Origin of the sequence: Sedimentisphaera salicampi (genome assembly GCF_002117005.1) — a bacterium.
Taxonomy (GTDB): Bacteria; Planctomycetota; Phycisphaerae; order Sedimentisphaerales; family Sedimentisphaeraceae; genus Sedimentisphaera; species Sedimentisphaera salicampi.
Genome location: NZ_CP021023.1, coordinates 2747178 through 2770008, shown reverse-complemented (window position 1 = coordinate 2770008; position 22831 = coordinate 2747178). Strand labels below are relative to the sequence as shown.

The 22831-nt window shown below is 46.7% G+C and carries 15 protein-coding genes; 8 read left to right on the top strand and 7 right to left on the bottom strand.

The genetic code is table 11. The features are described 5' to 3' along the window. Positions 1-135 precede the first annotated feature (135 nt). Both STSP1_RS10675 and rpoN read left to right on the top strand, forming a co-directional pair. On the top strand, positions 136-2457 hold the full coding sequence (locus STSP1_RS10675; RefSeq protein ID WP_085756318.1) for a glycoside hydrolase family 2 protein: 2322 nt from the start codon (positions 136-138) through the stop codon (positions 2455-2457). Positions 2458-2625: 168 nt separating this feature from the next. Further along, positions 2626-4095: an RNA polymerase factor sigma-54 gene (gene rpoN / locus STSP1_RS10670; protein WP_085756317.1), complete on the top strand. Its 1470-nt coding sequence runs from the start codon at positions 2626-2628 to the stop codon at positions 4093-4095. 463 nt (positions 4096-4558) lie between these two features. Here rpoN and STSP1_RS12550 read toward each other — a convergent pair whose 3' ends face one another. Then, entirely contained in the window at positions 4559-4699 is a 141-nt protein-coding gene (locus tag STSP1_RS12550) for a hypothetical protein (RefSeq protein ID WP_161491714.1), read from the bottom strand. A gap of 120 nt (positions 4700-4819) precedes the next feature. On the opposite strand from STSP1_RS12550, the gene STSP1_RS10660 reads away from it, so the two are divergent. The 5 genes from STSP1_RS10660 (at position 4820) to STSP1_RS10640 (ending at position 11097) form a co-directional block, all read left to right on the top strand. Next, positions 4820-6175: a TolC family protein gene (locus tag STSP1_RS10660; protein ID WP_085756315.1), complete on the top strand. Its 1356-nt coding sequence runs from the start codon at positions 4820-4822 to the stop codon at positions 6173-6175. Between the two features lie 91 nt (positions 6176-6266). Continuing rightward, a complete protein-coding gene (locus STSP1_RS10655; RefSeq protein ID WP_161491713.1) occupies positions 6267-7442 on the top strand; it encodes an efflux RND transporter periplasmic adaptor subunit in 1176 nt (391 codons plus the stop codon). A 16-nt stretch (positions 7443-7458) separates the two neighbouring features. Beyond that, complete coding sequence (locus STSP1_RS10650) at positions 7459-10572, top strand: efflux RND transporter permease subunit (RefSeq protein WP_085756313.1); 3114 nt, start codon at positions 7459-7461, stop codon at positions 10570-10572. Positions 10573-10586: 14 nt separating this feature from the next. Beyond that, a complete protein-coding gene (locus tag STSP1_RS10645) occupies positions 10587-10916 on the top strand; it encodes a P-II family nitrogen regulator (RefSeq protein WP_085756312.1) in 330 nt (109 codons plus the stop codon). 31 nt (positions 10917-10947) lie between these two features. Next, positions 10948-11097 carry an RNA polymerase factor sigma-54 gene (locus tag STSP1_RS10640; RefSeq protein ID WP_117625030.1) on the top strand — a complete coding sequence of 50 codons (150 nt, stop codon included), beginning with the start codon at positions 10948-10950 and terminating at the stop codon, positions 11095-11097. Between the two features lie 158 nt (positions 11098-11255). On the opposite strand, the gene STSP1_RS10635 is transcribed toward STSP1_RS10640, so the two are convergent. The 6 genes from STSP1_RS10635 to STSP1_RS10610 all read right to left on the bottom strand — a co-directional run bounded on the left by STSP1_RS10635 (position 11256) and on the right by STSP1_RS10610 (position 21056). Continuing rightward, complete coding sequence (locus STSP1_RS10635; RefSeq protein WP_085756310.1) at positions 11256-12170, bottom strand: formylglycine-generating enzyme family protein; 915 nt, start codon at positions 12168-12170, stop codon at positions 11256-11258. Between the two features lie 667 nt (positions 12171-12837). Then, entirely contained in the window at positions 12838-15069 is a 2232-nt protein-coding gene (locus STSP1_RS10630) for an alpha-L-rhamnosidase-related protein (RefSeq protein ID WP_085756309.1), read from the bottom strand. 251 nt (positions 15070-15320) lie between these two features. Further along, complete coding sequence (locus STSP1_RS10625; RefSeq protein ID WP_085756308.1) at positions 15321-16013, bottom strand: type II secretion system protein; 693 nt, start codon at positions 16011-16013, stop codon at positions 15321-15323. A 94-nt stretch (positions 16014-16107) separates the two neighbouring features. Further along, positions 16108-19350 (bottom strand): transcription-repair coupling factor, encoded by a 3243-nt coding sequence (gene mfd / locus STSP1_RS10620; protein ID WP_085756307.1) that lies wholly within the window; start codon positions 19348-19350, stop codon positions 16108-16110. A gap of 59 nt (positions 19351-19409) precedes the next feature. Next, a complete protein-coding gene (locus tag STSP1_RS10615) occupies positions 19410-20270 on the bottom strand; it encodes a CPBP family intramembrane glutamic endopeptidase (RefSeq protein ID WP_085756306.1) in 861 nt (286 codons plus the stop codon). Between the two features lie 180 nt (positions 20271-20450). Next, complete coding sequence (locus STSP1_RS10610; RefSeq protein WP_085756305.1) at positions 20451-21056, bottom strand: DUF2617 family protein; 606 nt, start codon at positions 21054-21056, stop codon at positions 20451-20453. Between the two features lie 691 nt (positions 21057-21747). Here STSP1_RS10610 and STSP1_RS10600 point away from each other — a divergent pair. Then, positions 21748-22800, top strand: a complete 1053-nt coding sequence (locus STSP1_RS10600) for a right-handed parallel beta-helix repeat-containing protein (RefSeq protein WP_085756303.1) — start codon at positions 21748-21750, stop codon at positions 22798-22800. The last annotated feature ends 31 nt before the right edge of the window (positions 22801-22831 follow it).

Here is a 22831-nt window from a genome sequence, read left to right as displayed (position 1 = left end):
GCCTGCCTTTTTTTGGCACCTAACTTAGTTGGAGGGAAGTTATTGCTGAATATTTTTTTGGAAAAAATGTAAAAATCAAAGCAATAATGGTATAGTAGAGGTAAAGAAAAATAATTAACCAAGGAGACCTAAAAGATGGCTTTACCAAGGACCAATGTTTTGAATCAAATGCTTATTCTTACTTTTATTCTTAATCTGCTGCCGGCGGCGAAGGCAGATATGAATACCCCTGTCCAAACGCCTTGGGACAGTAAGGTAAGCAAGGATAATCCGCTTCCCGAATATCCCCGCCCCCAGCTTGTACGCAGTGAATGGAAAAATCTCAACGGGAAATGGGATTATGCAATAGCTCCAAAAGGTAAAGGCGAGCCGAAAGAATGGGGCGGAAAGATCCTCGTGCCTTTCTGCTTTGAATCGCAGCTTTCAGGCGTTCATAAGCAAATTACCCTTGATGACTGGATGTGGTACAAAAGGAGCTTTACCGTACCCAAAAGCTGGGGCGGCAAGAGTATAATGCTTAATTTTCAGGCCTCAGATTGGGAAACAGTGGTTTACATAAACGGAAAGAAGGTCGGCAGGCACAGAGGCGGATACAGCCCGTTTTCTTTTGATATTACAGATTTCATCAACAAAGATGACCGTCAGGAGCTTGTTGTTCGTGTTTGGGATAATTCGGGCATGGAGCTTTTCACAAGCTGCGGCAAGCAAGGCAATCCAAACCATTGGAATTCAAACTATCCAAACAGCAGCGGTATATGGCAGACTGTCTGGCTTGAGCCGGTAAATGAAGGGGGAGCTGTGGATTTAGACATAAACGCAAGCCTTAAGAAATCCATGGTGAGTATGTTTATAGAAACAGCGGACAGCCCGGCTTCAGAGACTAATGCCAAGATTAAAATTCTTGACGACGGGGATGTTGTCGCTGAAAAGAAAGCTCCAGTAAATAAAGAGATTAAATTGTTTATAGAAAATCCCAAAGGCTGGACACCGGATAATCCGCACCTCTACGATATAGAAGTTGCATTGGAAAGGAGCGGAAAGGTTATAGACCGTTTCGCAAGCTATTGCGGACTGCGTGATGTTTCGATAGACCCTACCCGCAAGGGCCCGCAAATACTTCTCAACGGCGAACCGCTCTTCCAGTTCGGCCCGCTCGACCAGAGCTACTGGCCGAGAAGCGTTTTAACTCCGCCAACAGAAGAAGCGATTGTTTTTGAACTCGAATACCTCAAGCAAGTTGGCTGCAATATGGTGCGTCTGCATATCAAACGCAACCCATCCCGCTGGTACTACCACTGTGACCGCCTCGGGCTTATTGTTTGGCAGGATTTTGTATGCAACAAGCCTTTCCCTAAGCAGAAAATTGATGCTCAAGAAAGCAAACGGTGGTTCAGCGAGCAGGAAGAGCTAGTTGATTCATTGAACTGCCACCCGTCAATTCTAAAATGGATTGTGTTCAACGAAGCCTGGGGGCAGCACGACACAGAAAGAATCGTGAAGAAGGCAGAGAGCATGCTTTCACCTGAGTATCTTGTTTCCGCAGCCAGCGGCTGGACAGATTTTGACAACCTCGGCGATATCAGAGACCTTCACGAATATTCCCGCTTCCCAGCTGCAACCGCCCCATCAGAAGAGAGTAAAAGAGCAGTTGTTATGGGTGAGATTGGCGGATTTAATGTACCAATTAAGGGGAATAACTGGGTGCAGTATCCAGAGCCTGCCCTGCCGGATAATCCGGACTTCAAGGTTGAAGGCAAAGACCGCAGGGGCGGAATGCGATCTAATACAGACTCAGCAGACAGGGACTTTGTAACCGATATTAAGCGACCTCTTTTTTCGCAGAAAAATATGGCAACACATTACCAGCGGTTCATCGAAACGCTCGCTCAGGAGCGTTATTTCGGGCTCTCAGGGGCCGTTTATACTCAGCTTACTGATATGCGGCACGAACAGAATGGCTGGCTCACTTTCGACAGAAAAGTGAGCAAGATTGATCCCGAAAGGCTAAATCAGATTCATCAGGTGCTTTATCAGCCCGTTCAGGAAAGGCAGAAGATTTTTTCCTTCCAGAGCGAGTGGAAACATAAAGGACAAAAGATTCAATTTCCTATCTCGGCAGACAGTGATGAGATCAGAAATCTATCTAAATACGAATCAGCGGTTTACTCAACAGAATTTGATGTTGATGAAAAACCCAAGCAGGCGGTTATAAATGTTAAGCTCCGCAGCGAGCATCAGAAAGACAAATTCGGCTACCTGAAGGTTTACATTGATGATAATCTAATATACGATGACCTCTCAAGGCACAAAAAGAAAGAAACCCGCATAACCTGCGTTCAGCTTACCGAACAGCAGTGCGGGCTTTTGAGCAAGGGCGGGCATAAGCTCAAGATTGAAGTTGACAGCACAATAAACTTTGAGCTTCTGGATGTGAGCATTGACAAAATAGTCAAATAATCCATACCATTTTTTGCACTTTAAACTGTGCTGTCTTTATTCAAAGGCAGCACAGTAATTTGTCTTATTAGAGACAGCCGCAGATTTTTTGCTTTCAGTTTTCCTTTGATTTAGAGCGTCTCAGGGGTAAAATCTGGTTGGAATCTAACTACACTGGAAGCATAAAAAATGGCAATGGAACTCCAACTAACAGGACAGCTCAAACAGGAACTCCAGATGAAGCTCACACCGGCGATGCTTCAGTCTATGGAGGTTCTGCAGATGCCGCTTATGGCCCTCGAACAGAAGGTTGCAAGCGAGCTGAGCAGCAATCCTGTGCTCGAGGTTGACAGCGCAGAGAGCGTTGATGCCCCCGAAGAGGTTCTTGAGCAAACTGAAGATTCCTTCGATGAAAAGGAGCTGGATGTATCCCCTGATAACACATCCGATTCGTTCGAAAGGCTTGATAGCTTATCGGGCGATTTTGACGGGGATGAGGAAAATTATGTGCCGGCGAAGTATGATTCGGATGAAGACCCAAAAATGGACGCCCTGCAAAACACAGCAGATTCTGGGATCTCACTTCAAGAACACCTGCTGGATCAGTGGCGGCTTTTCAATATAGACAGCGAAACGTTTCTGGCGGGCGAATACATCATCAGAAGCCTCGATGAGAGGGGCTATCTCAATACCGAGCTCGAGGAGATTGAAGATTCTACCGAATTCAGCTCTGAGATTATCCAAAACGCCCATGAGCTGATAAAGCAGCTCGAACCTGCGGGTGTTGGGGCGAGAAGCATCAGGGAATGCCTTCTGATTCAGATAGAGCAGGATGATTCGCCAAACCCTCTCGCTGAAAAGGCCGTGCGCGAGCATTACGATATGCTCATAGCCAACCATCTGCCCGAGCTTGCCAGAAAGCTCGGCTGCGAAATGGATGAACTGCAGGAGGTTATAAAATATCTCTCTCATCTTGATACAAGCCCCGGGCTTCTTTTCGGGCAGGAGATGGATAATGCCCCGATTAAGGCGGATATTATCGTAGAGGAAGACCCCGAGAGCGACGATTATATCGTGCGGCTTGCAAGCGGGGCTCTCCCGCCGCTGAATGTGAGCGAGTATTACGAGAAGATGGCGGCGGATAAAAACACGCCTTCTGAAACGAAGAAGTATCTTCAGGAGAATTTACGTTCGGCGAGATGGCTCATTGAGGCCATCGCCCAGCGCAGGGAAACTCTGCTTAAGATAGCTGCGTATATCGTGAAAAAGCAGAAGGATTTCTTCGTTAAAGGAAGGATCGCCCTTGTCCCGCTGTCTATGCAGGAGATTGCTGATTATATCGGCGTACATATCGCTACGGTTTCGAGGGCGGTTTCGGGCAAGTATGCGATGTGTCCCAATGGGATTGTCCCGCTGAGAGATTTTTTCAGCAGCGGCAGGCTTGAGGGCGTTGAAGACGGCGAGTCGAAGGGGGCTGAATCTGTGAAAGAGGTGCTCAAACAGGTTATCGAACAAGAAGATAAAGCTAAGCCGTTCAGCGATAAGAAGCTATGCGAGGAGATGGAGAAAAAGGGCATCAAAATCGCAAGAAGAACCGTTGCCAAATACCGTGATCAGCTCGCCATCCCGTCCGCTAAGATGAGAAAGCAGTACAAATAAGACGGTCTAAAAGTGTGCAGACAATGCGCATTGCTGCCAATTCGTAGCCCTCTCTTTTCTGAACTTTTCTTGACTTAAGCCGTTTCTCAAGCAAAATAGAGTTGTTCAGCTTGTTCAAGCTGCTTAACTTTAGGCAAATATTCTGCAAAATTATTATTAGCGGCGATTTATAATTTATGAAAACCAAAAGCATAAAAACTTACAAGATACAAATGCTTCTTCTTGTAGGTATTATGTTCATATTCAGCAATGCTCAGGGGTTTGTGCATTGTAAATCGCATGATGGCCACAGCAAGGTAGAATTTACTGTCAACAACTCTTGCAGCATCTCTAACACGGTCATTTCTATAACGAAGCCTCACTCATATTCCATACAACCATATTCATACAGCAATTCCAGCTGCGGTCCTTGTGTTGACACGCAAATTTTCAAAAAGTATATAAACACATCTGAAAAAGACAATCAAGTCAAATCTATAACCTCGGCGCTGCCTGTCTCTTTAGCTCCGACTCTCAGAAATTTCAGCTTTTCTAAATTCCAGCTTACTTCAGAGTTTTCATCTTCGGTTAACCCCTCCCTTACCTTCCTTCGTAAAATCATCATTTTAGCATAAACCCAAAATAGTTATTACATCTAATTAGCCTTAAAACTGCGGAGACACTTTACCTTCGCTGCCTTTTTAACGGCCGTGTATAGTTCGAACTACTATTTTGGGAGACCTTTATGGTTAAGATATTATTTCCATTGCTATCAATAATTTTGTTGGCCGGCTGCGGTGAATCCGCCAGTAAAGCCGTTTTTTCGAGGAACCAGTCTTTAGAGCAGAAAACAAATATTTCTAATGTGCTGCCAGAGAGCTCAGTGGATGATTCTGATGAGTATAAGATTTCTGAGCCAAATGATGTGTTGACTCTTAGAGATGCCCTTTCTTTAACATTGATGAAAAATCCAAAACTAAAGGCCTATTCATATCAGATAAGGGCAGATGAGGCGAGAGCTTTGCAGGCTGGCCTCTTGCCCAACCCTGAAGTAGGCGTAGAGGTAGAGGAAATCGGCGGCACTGGAGGCAAAAGCGGCTTTGATGCTGCTGAAACCGTTATTTCGATCAGCCAGTTAATAGAGCTTGCTGATAAGGCGCAAAAGCGAAAGAAAGCCGCTTCTCTGCAAAGAGAGTTGGCAGAATGGGATTATAAGTCTATACGGCTGGATGTATTCACCAGTGCCGCCAATGCCTTTGTGGAAGTATTAGGGGCGCAGAGAACTCTGTCTCTAAATCAGGAATTATTAACGTTATCTGAGAAACTTGTTGAAACAGTTTCTCAACGAGTAGAGGCAGGTAAAGATGCCCCGATTGAGCAGGAGAAGGCGAAGGTGTTGAAAGCAAAATTGGAAATTCAATACAATCAGGCTTTACAGAACCTGCAATCCTCTCGGAAAAAGCTGGTTTCGTTCTGGTCGGCAGACGCTCCAATTTTCACAAAAGCTCAGGGGCAGCTTGAGGGTATTGAACCAGTTCCCGCCTTTTCCAAGCTTAAAGAACAGATTGAAAACAATCCTGATATCGCCCGCTGGAAGACAAAACTTGACAGAGCAGACGCCATGATAGATTTGGAGGATGCTCGCGAGAGGAGGGATATTACTTTGAGCGCCGGAGTGAAACGTTCCAACGAAACAGGCGATAATTCCTTTTTCGTAGGGTTTTCTGTTCCCTTACCACTTAATGACAGAAATCAGGGCAATAAACTTGCTGCAATAAATGATAAGCTCAAGACGCATCAATTACAAAAAAACGCCGAGCTCCAAATCTATAGTCAGCTCTCTGAGACGTACAGCTGGTTGAGCAATTCTTATACTCAGGCAGTAAAAACCAAACAGGATGTTCTTACCGGAGCCCGAGCTGCCTTTCAAGCCGCAAGAGAAGCGTATGAACAAGGCAAGGCTGAATACCTTGTTGTGCTGGACACCCAGAGAACCTTATTCGAGGCTGAAGAATCTTACATTGATTCTTTAGTTTCTTATCACAAGGCAAAAGTAAATATTGAACGCCTTACAGGGCAAACAATTCATACGGAGAAATAATATGAAAGAACATTCGATTAAAAATACAATTATAACTGTCTTGGCTTTATTCTTGGGATTACTGCTGGGTATTGCAGTTACCTTTCAACTTATGAGACATTCCCAAAATGTTGAGAGCACTCATTCAGGCGAATCTGATATTGAGCACAGAGAACATAATGACCATGCCGAAAGCAGTGCAAACCATGACGAGCACGGCGAAGAAGAAGGCGGACATATCGAGTTGACCGATGCGGAGATTTCCGAATTATCGATTAAAACAGCAAAGGCAGGGCAAGGGAAACTGCATAGAAAAGTAAAATTGCCCGGTGAAATCAGACTCCATCCCGATAAGCTTGCGCATATTGTTCCCCGTGTGGGCGGTATTGTTAAAAAAGTGAATACTAATCTCGGTGATCATGTCAAAGAGGGAGAGGTTATGGCTGTGCTTGAAAGCAGAGAGCTTGCAGATGCCAAAAGCGCATATTTATCAGGGCTGCAGCAGCTCGAACTGACAAAGGCTGCTTATGACCGTGAAAAGAAGCTATGGGAAAAGAAAGTCTCATCCGAACAGGATTATCTTGATGCCAGACAAGCCTATGCCGAGGCAAAGATAAATCTTAATAACGCCGAGCAGCAGCTTTATGCTTTGGGATTTGATGAGGAATATATGGAGAAACTGCCAATTCTCCCTGATGCCAGTTATACCCAATATGAAATAACAGCTCCTTTTGACGGCACTGTAATTAATAAACATATTACTCGCGGGGAGCTTGTGGATACGAGTTCGGATATATTTGAAGTGGCCAACCTCGATACGGTCTGGGCTATTCTTACTGTTTACCAAAAAAATCTGGCAGATGTACAGAAAGGCCAGAATGTTACTATCCACGCTGATAAGATATCGGCAGAATTTCGAGGTGTTGTGGATTATCTCAGCCCTATTGTTGAAGAGTCAACGCGCACTGCATCAGCCCGTGTTGTGCTGGATAATTCAAGCGGCAAGTGGCGTCCTGGGCTTTTCGTAGTCGGAGAGATTAAAACAGCAGATACTGAGCTGGATCTTGTGATCCCCAAAACGGCCGTACAAAACATCGGCGAGGAAAAAGTTGTTTTTATAAAAGCCGAGCATGGGTTTAAGCCTAGCCATATTCAAACCGGCAGAAGCAGCGAAACGCATGTCGAAGTGGTTTCAGGCTTAGATCTCGGGCAAACTATCGCAGTTAGAAACACCTTTACTCTAAAGGCAGAATTGAACAAAGGATCGTTTGGCGGTCATAATCATTGATAAACAGGAGCAAGCAATGCTGAAGAAAATAATCGAAATGTCATTATGCAATAAGCTGCTGGTAGTATTGTCGGTTCTGCTGGCAGCAGCTTTTGGAATTAAAAGTCTCAATGAACTGCCTGTCGATGCCTTTCCCGATGTATCACCATCTCTTGTGCAGGTTTTTACAGTAACTGATGGGCTGGCACCTGAAGAAGTAGAAAAATACGTTACATATCCCGTGGAAGCAAAGATGACTGGGCTGCCAAAAGTTACCGAAATCAGGTCGGTATCAAATTTTGGACTGTCCGTTGTGAACATTTATTTTGAGGATGGAACAGATATTTATTTTGCCCGCCAGTTAGTCGGAGAAAAACTGCAAGAAGCTCGCGATGAAATTCCTGAAGGATTCGGAGATCCTCAGATGGGCCCGATAGCAACAGGACAGGGACAGATTCTTTACTATTACTTAAAAGATACCTCCGGCAAATACTCCCTGACTGAGCTGAGGACAATTCAGGACTGGATCGTTAAATTCAATCTTCAAACTGTCTCTGGGGTTACAGAGGTCTTAGGCATAGGAGGACATGAAAAGCAGTTCCAGATAGTCGTAGATCCGGATGCGCTGATTCGCTATGACTTGACTCTCAATGAAGTAATCAAACGCGTAAATGAGAATAATCTTAATGTCGGAGCGCAGTTTCTTGAACAGAACGGTGAACAGCTTATCGTGCGTTCTGAAGGGCTTGCCGAAGGTATTCCAGATTTAAAAAGCATCGTTGTCAAAACTGTCGACGGCAGACCGGTACACATTAGCGATGTCGCAGAAGTTAAGGTCGGCGGGGCTATCCGCCGCGGCCTGCAGACCCGGAATGGAACAGAAGAAGTCGTTGCCGGCATGGTGGTTAAACTGATCGGTACAAATTCATCCACTGTGATAGAACGCGTGCAGGAAAAAATAAGGGAAATCCAAAAGAGCCTGCCCGATGGAGTGAAAATTGTTCCTTTTTATGAACAGAAAACAATCGTTGATGCTTCTCTGGATACAGTCAGGAATGCTTTATTGCAGGGCGTAATTCTTGTTGTTATTGTTGTTTTTGTGTTTATGGGAGGCTTCAGGCCGAGTGTCATTGTTTCGGTTGCACTGGCCTTTTCTGTACTGTTTACTTTTATTGCTATGAAATATCTGGAGCTTTCGGCCAATCTGATGACTTTTGGCGGAATTGCAATTGCGATTGGGATGCTTGTTGACGGGACAATTGTAGTAGTGGAAAATGTTGACAGAATGTTAAGCGAGGCCGAACCGGATGAGCCGCGAAGGCACGTTGTTTCAAGAGCCTGCTTTGAGGTTGCCCGGCCTATCGTGTTTGCTATTTCGATTATAATTCTTGTTTTTATCCCCCTGTTCACTCTGCAAGGCGTGGAAGGCAAAACATTCCGTCCTCTTGCAGCCACAGTCGCTTTGGCGCTTTTGGGTTCTTTGATATATGCCGTTTTGCAAGCTCCGGCTTTGTGCAGTATCCTTATGAAACGCCCCGTAAAGAAGAAGGGAGAAAAATCAGCTGAAAAGAAAGGCGAGCCTCTTATTGTCCGAATTCTGCTCAAACCTTATCGGCCTTTGGTCAAGTTCTTCGTTAAATTCCGTTATATTACTGTAATTATAGCCGCCGCATTGCTGATTTTGGGCGCAACAATTTATCCGAAACTCGGCAGTGAATTTACTCCGAGGCTGCTTGAAGGTGATATTATGGTCAATCTAACTTTTGCACCTTCGGCTTCCATAAAAGAATCGAAACGTAATGTGATGCTTTTGGAAAAACGCTTTCTTCAGATCCCCGAAGTTACGGAAGTTGTAAGCCGGATTGGTCGAGGTGAAGTGGGAGCGCATTCAGCACCGGTAAATGTAAGTCATATGAACGTGATCCTCAAGCCCAAATCAGAATGGACAGATGCCCGAAACCAGCTTGATATTGAGGCGAAAATTCGAGAAAAGCTCAAAGGCTTTCCCGGCGTTCAGACCAACATTACCCAGCCCATACAGCTTTCAGTTGATGAGCTTATCGGTGGTGTAAAGGCTGAACTTGCAGTGAAATTATTTGGCGGCGAACTGGATACTTTGAAATCCAAAGGGGACGAAATCGCAGCAGTAATCAGAAATGTAAACGGGGCAGCTGATGTGCAGGTACAGCAAATGATAGGTGCCCCGCAGCTTGTTATTCGTCCTGACCGTCGAGCAGCAGCTCGTTATGGCATGAATATTAGCGAAATTCAGGAAGTTATAGAAGCGGCAGTTGGCGGGGTTGAAGCCGGGCAGATATTTGAAGGTATTCGGCGATTCGATATTTATGTCAGATATAAAAAGTCAGCCAGAGCCACTCCTGAAGCTATTCGAAATATAATTGCAGAAACTCCCGATGGGAAACGAGTTCCGCTGGATGAACTGGCGGCTGTCAAAGAAGTAATTGGTCCCCGGCAGATATTGCGTGAAAACAATCAGCGATATCTTTCGGTACAGTGTAATGTAGTCGGGCGCGATATAGGAAGTTTCGTTGAAGATGCGCAAAAGAAAATCAATTCTGAGATTAGTTTGCCTCCAGGCTACTTTATTTCATGGGGAGGCCAATTTGAATTGCAGCAGGAAGCAAACAAACGTTTAGCGGTTGTAATTCCGGTTACCTTGTCAATTATCGCTTTACTGCTTTATATTAATTTTAAAAGGATTTCAAATACACTGCTTATTCTTCTTAATATACCTTTGGCACTGGTTGGCGGGGTTGCTGCCCTGTGGCTTTTCGGCGAGAATTTTTCTGTTCCTGCTTCAATCGGATTCATTGCATTGTTCGGGATTGCACTGGAAAACGGGATGGTTCTGGTAACTTACCTTAATCAGTTAACGTCAAAGGGTTTGCCGATTGATGAGGCATCTGTTCAAGGGGCATGTATGCGTTTGCGGCCGGTACTGATGACTGCCGGAACCACTGCTCTGGGGCTTGTTCCGCTGCTTCTTTCTTCCGGGACAGGAAGCGAAGTGCAGAAGCCGCTGGCAATGGTTGTTATTGGCGGACTGGTAACTTCTACAATACTCACCCTGCTGGTAATACCGGCGTTGTATAAGTGGTTTACTCCGAAACAGATTATGGAATTGGAATAAAAAGGAGATTCGAAATGAAAATGATAATCGCTTTTGTCAAACCTAATATGCTGGATGCAGTAATTCTCGCATTACATAAAATTGAAGGTCTTACGGGCGCCAGCTCCACAGAAGTACAAGGCTTTGGAAGAGACCGCAGCATGAATGACCGAGAAATTTCGCTCAAAACAAAAACGCATATCAAATTGGAAATAGCCTGCCATGATGATTTAGTGGATAAAGTGCTCTCGGCAATTGCCAAAGCTGCCCATACAGGGCTTCGCGGCGATGGGAAAATTTATGTATTGCCTCTGGATGATGCCGTTCGAATCAGCAGCAATGAACGCGGAGAGAATGCCGTATAAATGGTTAATTTAAGGATAGAAAGGGAGTGCCATTATCTTCAATAAGCCCAAGCCGTTCAGCGATAAGAAGCTATGCGAGGAGATGGAGAAAAAGGGCATCAAAATCGCAAGAAGAACCGTTGCCAAATACCGTGATCAGCTCGCCATCCCGTCCGCTAAGATGAGAAAGCAGTACAAATAACGGCAGCTTGTATCTGGCAAATCCCAGTTTTCTCTAAACTCTAAAACAGCAAAAGAAAATCTTTACCCCGCAGGAGTATTGCTCCTATATATCCCGTCGAAAACTCCGTTTTATTCGGGGCGTGGCAAAGCCTATTTATCCCGTTGAAAAACCACTTTTCAATTGGGCAAATCAAGCACTACCCGAAACCCGAGAAAGCTGCTGGGATAGTGCGGGCTGCTGTTGTAACGGTACGAGACGGTGCAGAAGTAGTCGTAGTAGCGCCAGCTGCCGCCGCGGAGAACACGAAAGCTTCCGCTGTAGATAGAGTTTGTCCACTCCCAAGCATTTCCCGCCATATCGCACAGGCCGTAGCCGAAGGCTGGGTAATAGCCGACCGGGGTTGTATATGGATAGCCCGATAGGCCGAGCGGATTTGCACAGCCGCTATCGTAATAATTAGCTTTGCTTTGATTAATCGTTGTTCCGCAGCCGTAGGTATATGAGCCGTCGTAGTCTGCCGCAGCCTGCCACTCCCACTCTGTGGGGAGCCTGTAGCCGTAGTATTCGCAGAAGCCAATCGCTCCATACCAGCTTACCTCCACTACAGGATGCTCGCTCATGTCATACCCTTCTCGGGTTTCAACATAGAAAGAGCCGTTTGAGTATGAAATCTGGGCGTAAGAAGAGTCCATATCGTAGTAAATCTGGCCTGAATAACTCCCGCTGCTGCCGTAAACATCGCCGCCGGTTATGTCAACACCGCCCGAGGCAAGGGCATCGTTGAGGTACTGGCAGTACTGGGCGTTGGTCGTCTCATACTTGCTCATATAGCCGGTAAAGCCGCCGTGGCCGTCGATGGGATTGCCATCATAATCTTTCATATTAGAGCCGTCATCATCAATATAAACCCAGGTCATCCCGGCGGGATTAGAGTTCTCAGACTCCAGCCAGTGTGCGGCAAGCATGGCAAAATCGCCAATACCAATTACCCCGTTTCCATCGTGATCGAAGGCAGGATCCCACTCTGCAAAAGAACTGCACATTATTGAAATACACAGGAAAACGCTCAATAACACCTTTGAAAATCTCATTTTAAAACTCCTGATAAATTAAAATCTTCTTCCTCTTCAAAATTTACCAGCAAAAAAGTTAATTTCAAGTTAATTTTTAAAAAATCTTTAGCGGGTTTTCCGACGCAGGCGGAGAGATAGCGGAGGGAGATATTTTTCAGCCGCTAATCAGCTCTGATTTTTCACTAATGATTTAAGATAAGTTTTTTTGATGGAGAAAGCCAATTTAAAATTAATATGAAATCTTTATCTCATCCTGTAAATCTTGTTAATCCTGTCTAATTTCTTGTCTCCCTCCGATTGCTCCGATTCCTCCGATGTTTAACTCTCTTTTACATCAGAGAAAACATTTTCATAAATGAGGGAAAGCTCTCTGCCGGAAGAACGTTTCACCGCAATACCAAACTCTTCTCCAATGTTTAAATTGTATTTTTTACACGGAGATAGCGGAGGAAGCGGAGGGGAATATTTTTTTCAGCCGCTAATTTACACTAATTTTTCACTAATGATTTAAGATAAGTTCTTTTGATGGAGAAAGCCAATTTAAATTTAATATGAAATCTTTATCTCATCCTGTAAATCCTTGCCCCGAACCGCTAATCGGGGCTAATTTCCGCTTATAAAATGAAATTTTCCTACATCAAATCTGAGCAATCTGTGTATTCTGAGGAATGTATCAGATTAGCTGTTAATCGTTTTTTATGGTTATTTCATTTTTTCCCGCGCTTATTTCAACAGCCCCCTTTTCTGCCTTAATCTCCTTCCCGCTCAGGAAAACAGCCTTATTTTCAATATCATCAAGGCGGAATATTCCGTCGGTGTTTGCGGGGAGTTTGATTGAAAAATTCCTGCCGCAGGCGGTTTTCTCAAAGCTGCATTCAACGGAGCCTCTAATAGTGGGCATTTTGATTTTGGTTCGCTCCAGACCTGCAAGCTGCGGCTGGATTACCACAGACTCAAAGCCCGGACTGTTCGGGCGAATCCCCCATAGCCATCGCGGGATTACATTCGCCGGCGCTGCGCCCCATGCATGATTCCAATCAGCATTTGGCTTATACTTCAGGTCCCAAGCTTCGAGGGTTACTGTGGAGCCGGCTTCTATCATATTCCACCAGCTCCTGTCGGTTTTGGCTGTGATAAGGCTCAGGGCGTATTGAGATTTGCCCGCCTTGAAGAGCCCCTGCAGGAGATACTGAGCCCCGTAAACGCTGCACGCCATCCCCCTTGATTCAACAAATTCCGCCACAGACTTCTTATGCTCCTCGGGCACAATATCAAAGGCCAAAGGCAGCATATTTGAATGCAGCGAAGAATGCGTTGCTCCCTCGCCGTCAATGTATATCCCTTTATCTTTATCGAAGAGCTTACTGTTAATCGCCTCTTTCACCTTCGCAGCCATACTGGTGAAGAGCCTTCGGTCTTTTTTCTTATTGAGTATCTCGGCAAATTCCGCCATAATCTGCATATTCCTGCAGAAAAACGCATTCACCACCGTGTTAATCGGCAGCATCTGATGGCCGTCTCTTTCGCCCTGCTCGGTTGCGAGCTTCCAGCCGGTGTCTTTCTGGGCGGGCGGCCAGTCAACGATGTCTCCAAGGCCTTTTTCAGGAACCGGGTCGAATCCTATATCCCGCAGGAGCTGATCAGTTACTTTGCCAGTCTGAGTGGAGATAAGCCCGTCTTCCCTTGCCAAAGCTATAAGGCTCTTATGCCTTAAAATATCATAATAATTCTCTATCAGCTCGGTATCGCCTGTGTACATGTAATCCTGATAAACCATCATAGCAGTATGCAGTATCCACTCTGTAGGCCAAGTTGGGTGATCCATAAAATACTCGATCGTCTGTTTGGCCATTGCATACTCTCTGTCGGTGCAGTAATGGCTGAGCTGGTTAATATATGCATCCGCCTCGTAAGGGATTCTTTCTCTGTCTCCATCAACATACAGGCCTGCGAATGATGTGGCTTTTATGGAATATTTACACAACTGCCAAACCTTGTTGAGGGTTTTGCTGGAGCTGGAAAACGCGCTTGCATTATCTTGGAAGTAGTAGAAGAAGGCCTTCTGCCTGATATCATCCTCGGTAATTTCAGATGAAGCGCCGATAATCTCGCAATACCTGAACGGCATAACAACGCCGAAAGATTCGGGCAGCTTCACTGCACGGCTGCCGGTGTTCCGCGTGTCTGCGGGGAGCTCAACCTCATACTCCCTGCAGCCCGGAGAAACCTCGATCTCAACCTGCTTATAGCGGATTGAACCGCCCGGATTTGTATCCACCCTGCCGCCGGAGCTTTTCTCGCCGAGCCTTATTTTTAATGTTTCGTGCTTCTCTGTTTGGTATTTGAGAGTAACAGAGCCGAAGGCTGCTCTGGCGAAATCGAAAAAATATGTGTTGCGGGAGATTTTCTTCGAGGATTCAGGGGCTATATGTTCAATCTGAAAGGAATTTTGCGTGGAAACCGGCTCGCCTCTATCGCCCGCAGCGAACTTCTGCACGGGAGAATAAAGCGAAACCCGCCCCCTGCTGTCCCATATGCGAACCTTCCAGTAGTATTCAGAGCCCCGCTCCAGCGACTTGCCTGCGTGTTCGATATTTACACACTTATCGCTGAGAACTTTTCCCGAATCCCAGATATCGCCTTTGCTGCGGTTGATGCTTGGTATGCTTGAGGATACGATAATCTGATAGGCCTTCTGATATTGCGCCTCTTGCGGGACAATCCAAGAGTATTCGGGCTTTCGGTCTGATATCTGCACGCCTTCAGCCGGCTCGCGGATGTATTCAACAGTCTGCCCGCAGGGCTGGGCAAAGAAACCCTCCGCCCCAGCGGTACCTGCGCTGAAAATCAAAAGAAACGATGATGCAAAAAACAATACCCTTCGCCGGCTGGCCGGCATCTTGTAAATGGAGCTCATAATTAACCTTCCCTGATTCTAACCTGAAATATTTAACTACAATTTACCCAATCAAAGATAAATTGCAAACATCAAAGAAGCAGCTCTAAAGGTTCTCAAGCTCAGACAACCACGGGTGAGTTATTGAAAGCAAATGCAGATCGGAAAGGCATAAAAAGAAGTGGGTGAAAAATCAGCATTTTGAAAGCTCGAACGCGGTGAAGCTGAACCTCTGCCCGAACCCAGAACAATCCTCCCCTTACCAGGCGTCTCTACTTGCCCGTGTAATCAATGCCTTTGATGCCGTTTCTTGTAACGTTCGGGTCTGGAAGCTCGTCATTGGCTGTTTCGAGATCTTCTGCTCTAATAAAATCCACGTGCGTATCTGCGAAGAGGAAATTCCTCGCTCCATCCCAGCACCACCAGCCGCCGTCGTCGCCGCTTTCGATCTCTTCGTGATTGCTGTACCACTCGCCGAACATAATCTTCTGCGAGGGATGCGATGCGCTGCCGGCCTTCTGCGGCACCGCCTCAAGCTCACCAGACCAAGTGCCCGCTACGCTGGAGATGGAGTTGATCTGCTCGGGGCTGTGGTAGAAGCTCATTGAGTATGCGTAGCTTGTGGCTTCGTATTTATTCTCTGCTGTGCGGTCTCCCGGGCAGGAAAGAACGCTCGTTCTGCCTTCCTGATTATCGAGATAAGGCTTTACGTATCCCCTGAAGCCCCGCCCCATCCAGAGCCATACTCCTGAAGGCAGGGGATCTCCGCCTGCCATATATTCAAGCCCGTTGTCCTGCGTGTACATCTCCGAGCCTGCGGCAATCTGCCTGAGATTGCTGCTGCATACGGTTCGCTTGGCCACATCCCTCGCCTCAGCGAGCGCTGGAATCAGAAAACTCATCAGCAGGGCTATGATGCTTATTACCACAAGAAGCTCTATTAAAGTGAATCCTTTTTTGTGCATATTGCTGAAGTCCGGTTTAATTCGGTTTTGTTCTTTTGTTTCACAAAAACTGAGCGGGGTATCGTACTGAAAGCCTGAGCGGTGTCAATAAAATTCAGCAGCTGAAAAGCTTTCTGAGGAATGCGAGAATTGTGGGCGGTTCGAAGTGGTGTTTGCTCAGGCGGACATGCACGGTCTTCTTGTCAACCGCTGTAACCCTGCGCGAGGTTCTGTTGAAGATGTCGGCTGCTTTGGAGTCGTCTGCCTGCGGGCTGAATGTGAACACGAGATCCTGCCCCTGAGCCTTGATTCTCGCTATCAGGTTCTCAGATGCCCTGAGCTTAATCTTTGCCAGATCAATCAGCCAGACAGCCTGCTCTGGGAGCTTGCCGAAGAGGTCTTTGAGCTCTTTTTCAAGGAGGAGCAGGTCTTCAAGCGTTTCAGCTTCAGCGGCCTTTCGATATGCCCCGAGCCTCTGCTTATCTGAGGGGATGTAGTTTTTGGGGATGTATGCGCTGAATCCAAGATTGAGCGAGGTTTCTGGTTTGGGTATAGTATGGTCGCCTTTGAGCTGCTTTACCGCATTCTTGAGCATCTGGCAGTAAAGCTCATAGCCCACTGTGTCTATATGGCCGGACTGCTCAGCCCCGAGGATATTACCCGCCCCTCTTATTTCCAAATCGCGCAGCGCAATCTGGAAGCCCGCTCCGAGCTCAGAATACTCCTCAATCGCCTTGAGCCTTCTTGCCGCCACAGGTGTGATTGGTCTGTCCGGCGGGATCAGCAGCTCTGCTCTTGCCTTTCGTTTGAACCTGCCCACCCTGCCGCGGAGCTGATGGAGCTGGGCGAGGCCGAAGCGGTCTGCATTGTTTATCACGATCGTATTTGCGTTTGGTATATCAATGCCCGATTCGATTATCGTGCTGCATACGAGGATATCGATTTTCTTCATTGCAAAATCGAGCATTGACTTTTCGAGCCTCTTTTTGTTCATCTGTCCGTGGGCAACGGCTATATTCGAATCAGGGAAAAGCTCGCGGAGGAGGTTTGCGGTTTTGTCGATTGTTTTAACGATATTATGCAAAAAGAACACCTGCCCCTCCCTCGCAAGCTCCCTTGAGATAATCTGCTTTATGAGGGAATTGTCGTAGCGGTGGATTGATGTTGCAACGCTTCTCCTGTCCAGAGGCGGGGTGGAGAGCGTGCTGATATCGCGGATGCCCATAAGAGACATATGCAGCGTGCGCGGTATCGGAGTTGCTGAGAGCGAGAGGATATCCACATTCACCTTGAGCTTTTTGAGCTTCTCCTTATGCTCCACGCCGAACCTCTGCTCCTCATCGATAATCAGAAGCCCCAAATCGGCAAACGCGATATCTTTCGATAAGAGCCTGTGTGTGCCGATGAGGATGTCGATTCTGCCAGCTCTGCTCTGCTCGATTATCTCTTTTGCCCGTCCTGCGGAGATAAATCTGTTGAGCACCTCTATCCGCACAGGATAGCCGGCAAACCTGTTTCTGAAAGTGTTTGCGTGCTGGATGGTGAGGATTGTGGTTGGGGCGAGAAGAGCGGTCTGCTTGCCGGAGAGAACGGCCTTAAACGCCGCCCGCATTGCGATTTCTGTTTTACCGTAGCCCACATCACCGCAGAGGAGCCTCTCCATCGGCTTCGGGCTCTGCATATCGGCCTTGATCTCTTCTATGGCCTTTATCTGGTCGGGTGTTTCCTGATAGGGGAATGCATCTTCAAACTCCCGCTGCCAGTCGCAGTCCTGCGAGAAGGCAAAGCCCCCTGCCTCGTTTCGTTTTGCCTGAAGCTCAAGCATCTCCGATGCCATATCCATCACAGCATCGTAGGCCTTTTTCTTCTGGTTGAACCAGCGTTTGCCTCCAAGCTTGCTCAGCGACGGCTTCATCCCCCCCGAGCCAATATACTTATGCACGAGGCTTATATTCTCCACAGGCACGAATATCTTCGCTTCGTCTGCGAATTCGAGGATCATATGCTCCCTCGGGCACTGATTCTGCTCGATGATCTTTGTGCCGCGGTAGATTGCTATGCCGTTTGTAAGATGCACTACATAATCGCCCGAGGCGAGATCCGAAAGCGAATGCACGCCGGCAGACCTTCGAATTCTTGCAGCCCGCCTTCGAACAAATTCGCGTGCGAAAATTTCGTGATGACCTATTACCGTGAGCCCTTCCTGCCTGCTGGAGAAGCCTTCGCGAACATAGCCTATTTTTATGTGCAGATTTTCCGGCACAGAGCTTCGCTGGGATAAGATGAGCTGCTTAGTTCGTTTGATCTGCCCGGCTGATTCGCAGAAAAGCAGTACCTCCTCGCCGGTTTCTGCCTGCTCGCAGAGCCTGCCGAGCGCCTCCTGGCTTTTCTCAAGCACCGAACCTGCCTCAGCTTTGTATTTATCTATGCTCTCAACGCAAAGCTGGATGTGGTTTTCCTCCCCGCCTGCCGAGCCGAATCTGCTCACCTCAATCAGGCAGAGCTCCGAGGCGGCTTTGTAAATCTGGCTGAAAGTGAAGTATTTCCCGCTTCCCGATACCCTGCTCAAGTATGCCTGAAGCACCTCAGAGGCCTCTGATGGCTCTGCAAAGATAATCACGGCATCCTTTCTTAACAGCTCAAACACGCTCAATCCGCCTTCGGGCATCGGCTGAATACGTGAATAGATCTCCGCCTTCTGGATCTCCCCCTCGGATGTTTGGTTGTCCAGATTGATGTATCGGATTGTCTCCACCTCATCCCCGAAAAACTCAATCCGTATCGGCCTTGTTTTTTCTTCTTGGCCTTGGGCGTCTGTGATGCCGGCAGCGGGCGGGTAGATATCGAGGATGCCGCCGCGCTTTGCGAATTCGCCCGGAGCATCCACTGCTTCACAGGGCTCATAGCCCTGATCAGCGAGCCAGCTTGCAGCAAGCTCAGGTTCGAGATTTTTCCCGCAGCTTATCGAAAGCGCATCGGCCTCGAGACCTTCCGGATCGGGCAGAGGCTGGGATAATGCCTGCACAGAGGCGCACATCACATCACCTGCTGAAAGCTCTGGGATTTTCGCGGCGGCCTTGAGCCTCTCTGCCGCCGTTTCGCCTACAGAATCGCTGAGATCCTGCTCGCCTTCCCATGCAGGCAGAAACATGGGCTGCTTTGAGATGAAGGAGTGAATCTCATCGGCTGCGCAGTCTGAATCCTCTATGTGCGGGTGCACAATCAGAATTGGGCGGTCAAGCGTTTCAGAAAGCCTTCCCGCCAGCCAAGACGGATAGGCTCCCCAGCTTCCCGTGCATACAATCCGCCCTTTTACAGACTGGGCGGCCTCTATGATTTTCTCTTCGCAGGGATTCATATTAACCTTTAAGGAATAATATAAACATAATCATATTTTGCGAAAGAGTTTTCAAAAGTTTATCCGCCAGTGAGCTTGTATAGATCTCCAGATAAAAAGCTGAGCGAGAGGCTTATAAAATTGAACATCGAATGCAGGAGAATACACACCAGAAGGGAGCGTTTTTTCTCGTAGGCGTATCCAAGCACTAACGAGAACAGCATAAGCGCAGGCCAGTGCGTCCAAACGCCTGCCCCGTGAACAACAGCGAAAATCGCAGATGTAATCAATATCGGCAGCCCTCGCCTTCCCGTTGCTGAATTGAGCCCGCTTTGAACGAGGCCGCGGAAAATTGTTTCTTCCACAAACGGAGCCACCAACACAATATTAACGCCTGCCGCAATGCTCGCTATCAGGAAATTTCCGTCCTGCCTTTTTTGGAGCAGATCGTCTATGAAGGGGTGGTTCTGGGGCTGAAAATTATCAGTCAGAAGGCTTAACAGGTGGGTAGTGAGAACCACACTAAGAGAGATAAACGGATAAACTGTGAGGATGAATTTGCCGGCTGATTTAAATCTGCCCCAGAAATTACGAAAATCCAACCCAAGAGCAGATATGCCCTCAGACTGAAAAGATCGAAAGTATAATTCAAGAAAGATGATTGTAATTATCCCAGCAGAAGCCATCCCAATCTGCTGGGCAAGCATCTCATCTTCCAAAACCACCTTCAGTCCTTCGGAAAATGCCGAGGCGAGGATGATATAGCTGCCCGCAGCTAGAAGAACAGACCCCAGCGGCTGAATCCTGTGCCACGGCGGTAGCTTGCGCAAAGCTCGTACGCCCAGCCCGGTATCAAATGCCCATTTAATGCCGGCAAAGCCTGCCGCAGCTAGCCAGATTATGTAGAAAGATCCGAATATTGAGTAAACAGCGGAGTCCATTTATTATTTTCGCTTTCAAAAATTGTTAAATCCGGCTGATTATATACACTCCATTACCAGTTCAAAAGCACAAACTTTAACAGCCCCCTTCTCGAAAGTGATATAAAGCATTTGAAGTTAACACCACAAAGCAAACTTGCTGGGGCCGAACTTAGAAGCGGGAAAAATAAGCTTTTTCCCTTATCGCTGAATTTCGAATAGAGAGAGCGTCCTGAGCACCTTCATTTCCGCCGGGTAGCCGTGGCATACTGAAAGCTGCACCTTATCGGCAGTTTTCCAAATCGAGGCATACGAAAACGGCCTTACAAGCGTCCCGCTCTCGGAGTTGGTGTACATAAAAAGATTCCCGTTATTGGCTGCGGAATCCTTGAGCTCGTCTGCGATATAGGAATACACATTTTCCGATACCGATTCAATCCCGAATTCTGTCTGATATTTAACCAAACCCCCAGCGAGGCTGTAGGAGTGATATTTAGTTCCTTTGAGCCGGAAGCTGTCAATCTCGCCGGCGGGGAGTTGTTTCTGTCTTGCAGTGCCGAGGAATTCGGTAACGCAGAATTTATGCCCGTGCAGACTTATCAGGTGAGAACAGCCGGTGATCCAGAGGTCGATCCCGCAGGCTGGAGATTGTTCCATAATACGCCTGCGCACATCGAAAAGCTCCGGATGAAGCGGCTTTTCGTAAAGCCTGAGTTTGAGCTTGTTTACTTTTAAAGTTTCTCTTGCTAAAGCCTTCAATTCTATACCTCTTGTGAAATTAGAATGCGGAATTATACATTTCGCCAATTCAATTTCCAGTAAATTTTAGACTCATGGGTGGATGTGAGGAATTATTTTTCGGCAAAATGCAAATAATCATGCTGCAATGCTTTGCAGAATTTATTGCTGTCTATTCACTGAGCCAGTCCGCCGAAGACGGAAAACTCGCTAAGGATTTTTTGTCTGCGGGTTTCGTTGGCGAGTAGGGGCGAACCTGCGCGAGCGCCCGCCTGGGCAGCGTAAAAATTCTGCGAAAAAAACTTTTGCCTATTCCCTTCTCATTGCCTTTTGTCCACTTATTCCTCCGCCGAAGGCGGATTCATGCGTGGCTCGGTTTAAATATTTCGTATCGTGAAATCGCTGCGTAATACTAAAGACAATCAGAGCCGTGCGTGGAGTCCGCCGAAGGCGAAGAGCCTGTCCGCCGAAGGCGGAAAACAAGCGGATAGATTCGGCTTTAAAAAGCTTTGCCCAAAAATATTGTCTCTCAAAGAACCTCCGCAAAAGAAGTAATAAGAAATTGCTTGAAATGAACATTTGAATTTGATACACTTAGTTTGGCTTTAGATGTTGTTTAACAGCTCCACAGTATTGGTTAAATCTACATCTTTCTGCACTCTGATTGATGACACCAAAATCAAAAAAGAATATAGAATTTGGTTTGCAGTAAACAGGCTGCTGCAGATTTAATAGAGTTGTTTTATGAAAGGGTATTAAAATGAAAATGTTATGTAAATCGGCAAATCTCTTTTTATCTCTTCTTTTGTTGAGTTTCCCAGCAGCTTTGTCTGCCGGCGAGCTTGAGCCCTCCGCACCTCCCTCCTCGGGGACAATGAAAACCCTTGATGAGGTTGAGCCGCGAATCCCAATCCCGGGCTCAGAAACTCCGGTTGATACATTCGATATCTACGAATCGGGCTCCTACTACCTAACCGGCAATAGAGTATGCTCCTCAACCGGCATCTATATTAGCTCAGGCGTTAATAACGTTACAATTGATCTCTGCGGCTGCACGCTATCAGCTGAAGAAGGTTCTACAGGTATCAGCGGAATTATAATGCAGAGCTGCCGGAATGTTAGCATATCGAACGGAACTGTTACAGGCTTCTCTGCCCGCGGAATAGTCGAGCACAACAGTGATTCAAACGCTGGAGGACACAGAATATCAAATGTCCATATTTCAAATACCGGTTCGGGGCATTATAGTTGTAATGCAATTACTCTTTACGGCAAGGGGCATACCGTTGAAAACTGCATAATCAGAGACAACAGCAACGATGGTATTGTGCTCCACGGCGGAGGAACAGTAAGGAATAATATATGCACCGGAAACGGAGGTAAAGGAATATTTACCTATGGCAATGATTTAATAAAAGGAAACAGATGTTGTGATAACGGAGAGGATGGGATACTAGTTAATAACGGCAATTCTATTTTGATAGATAATGTATGTACAGGTAATGAAGAGCATGGAATTACAACTTCATCTGCAGATGCTTGCAGAATTGAAGGTAATGTTTTTTCTTCAAACGAGAGAAACGGGATTCACGCAGGACAGGGGTCAGTGATAAAAAGCAACACTGCCAGGAATAATGGAATGGCCGGGATACAAAGCGGAGGCAACAGCCTCATTATTGACAATACTGCCTTCGAAAATGCCACTTATGGAATTTTCTGCCAAAACGGCTACATAGACAGCAATTGTGCCGTGGGCAACAACAACAATATATATTCCCTAGGCAGTACGGTTGGGACTAATCATGCACCTTAATCCAGCAAAGCTAATTAGATAGAAAGGAACT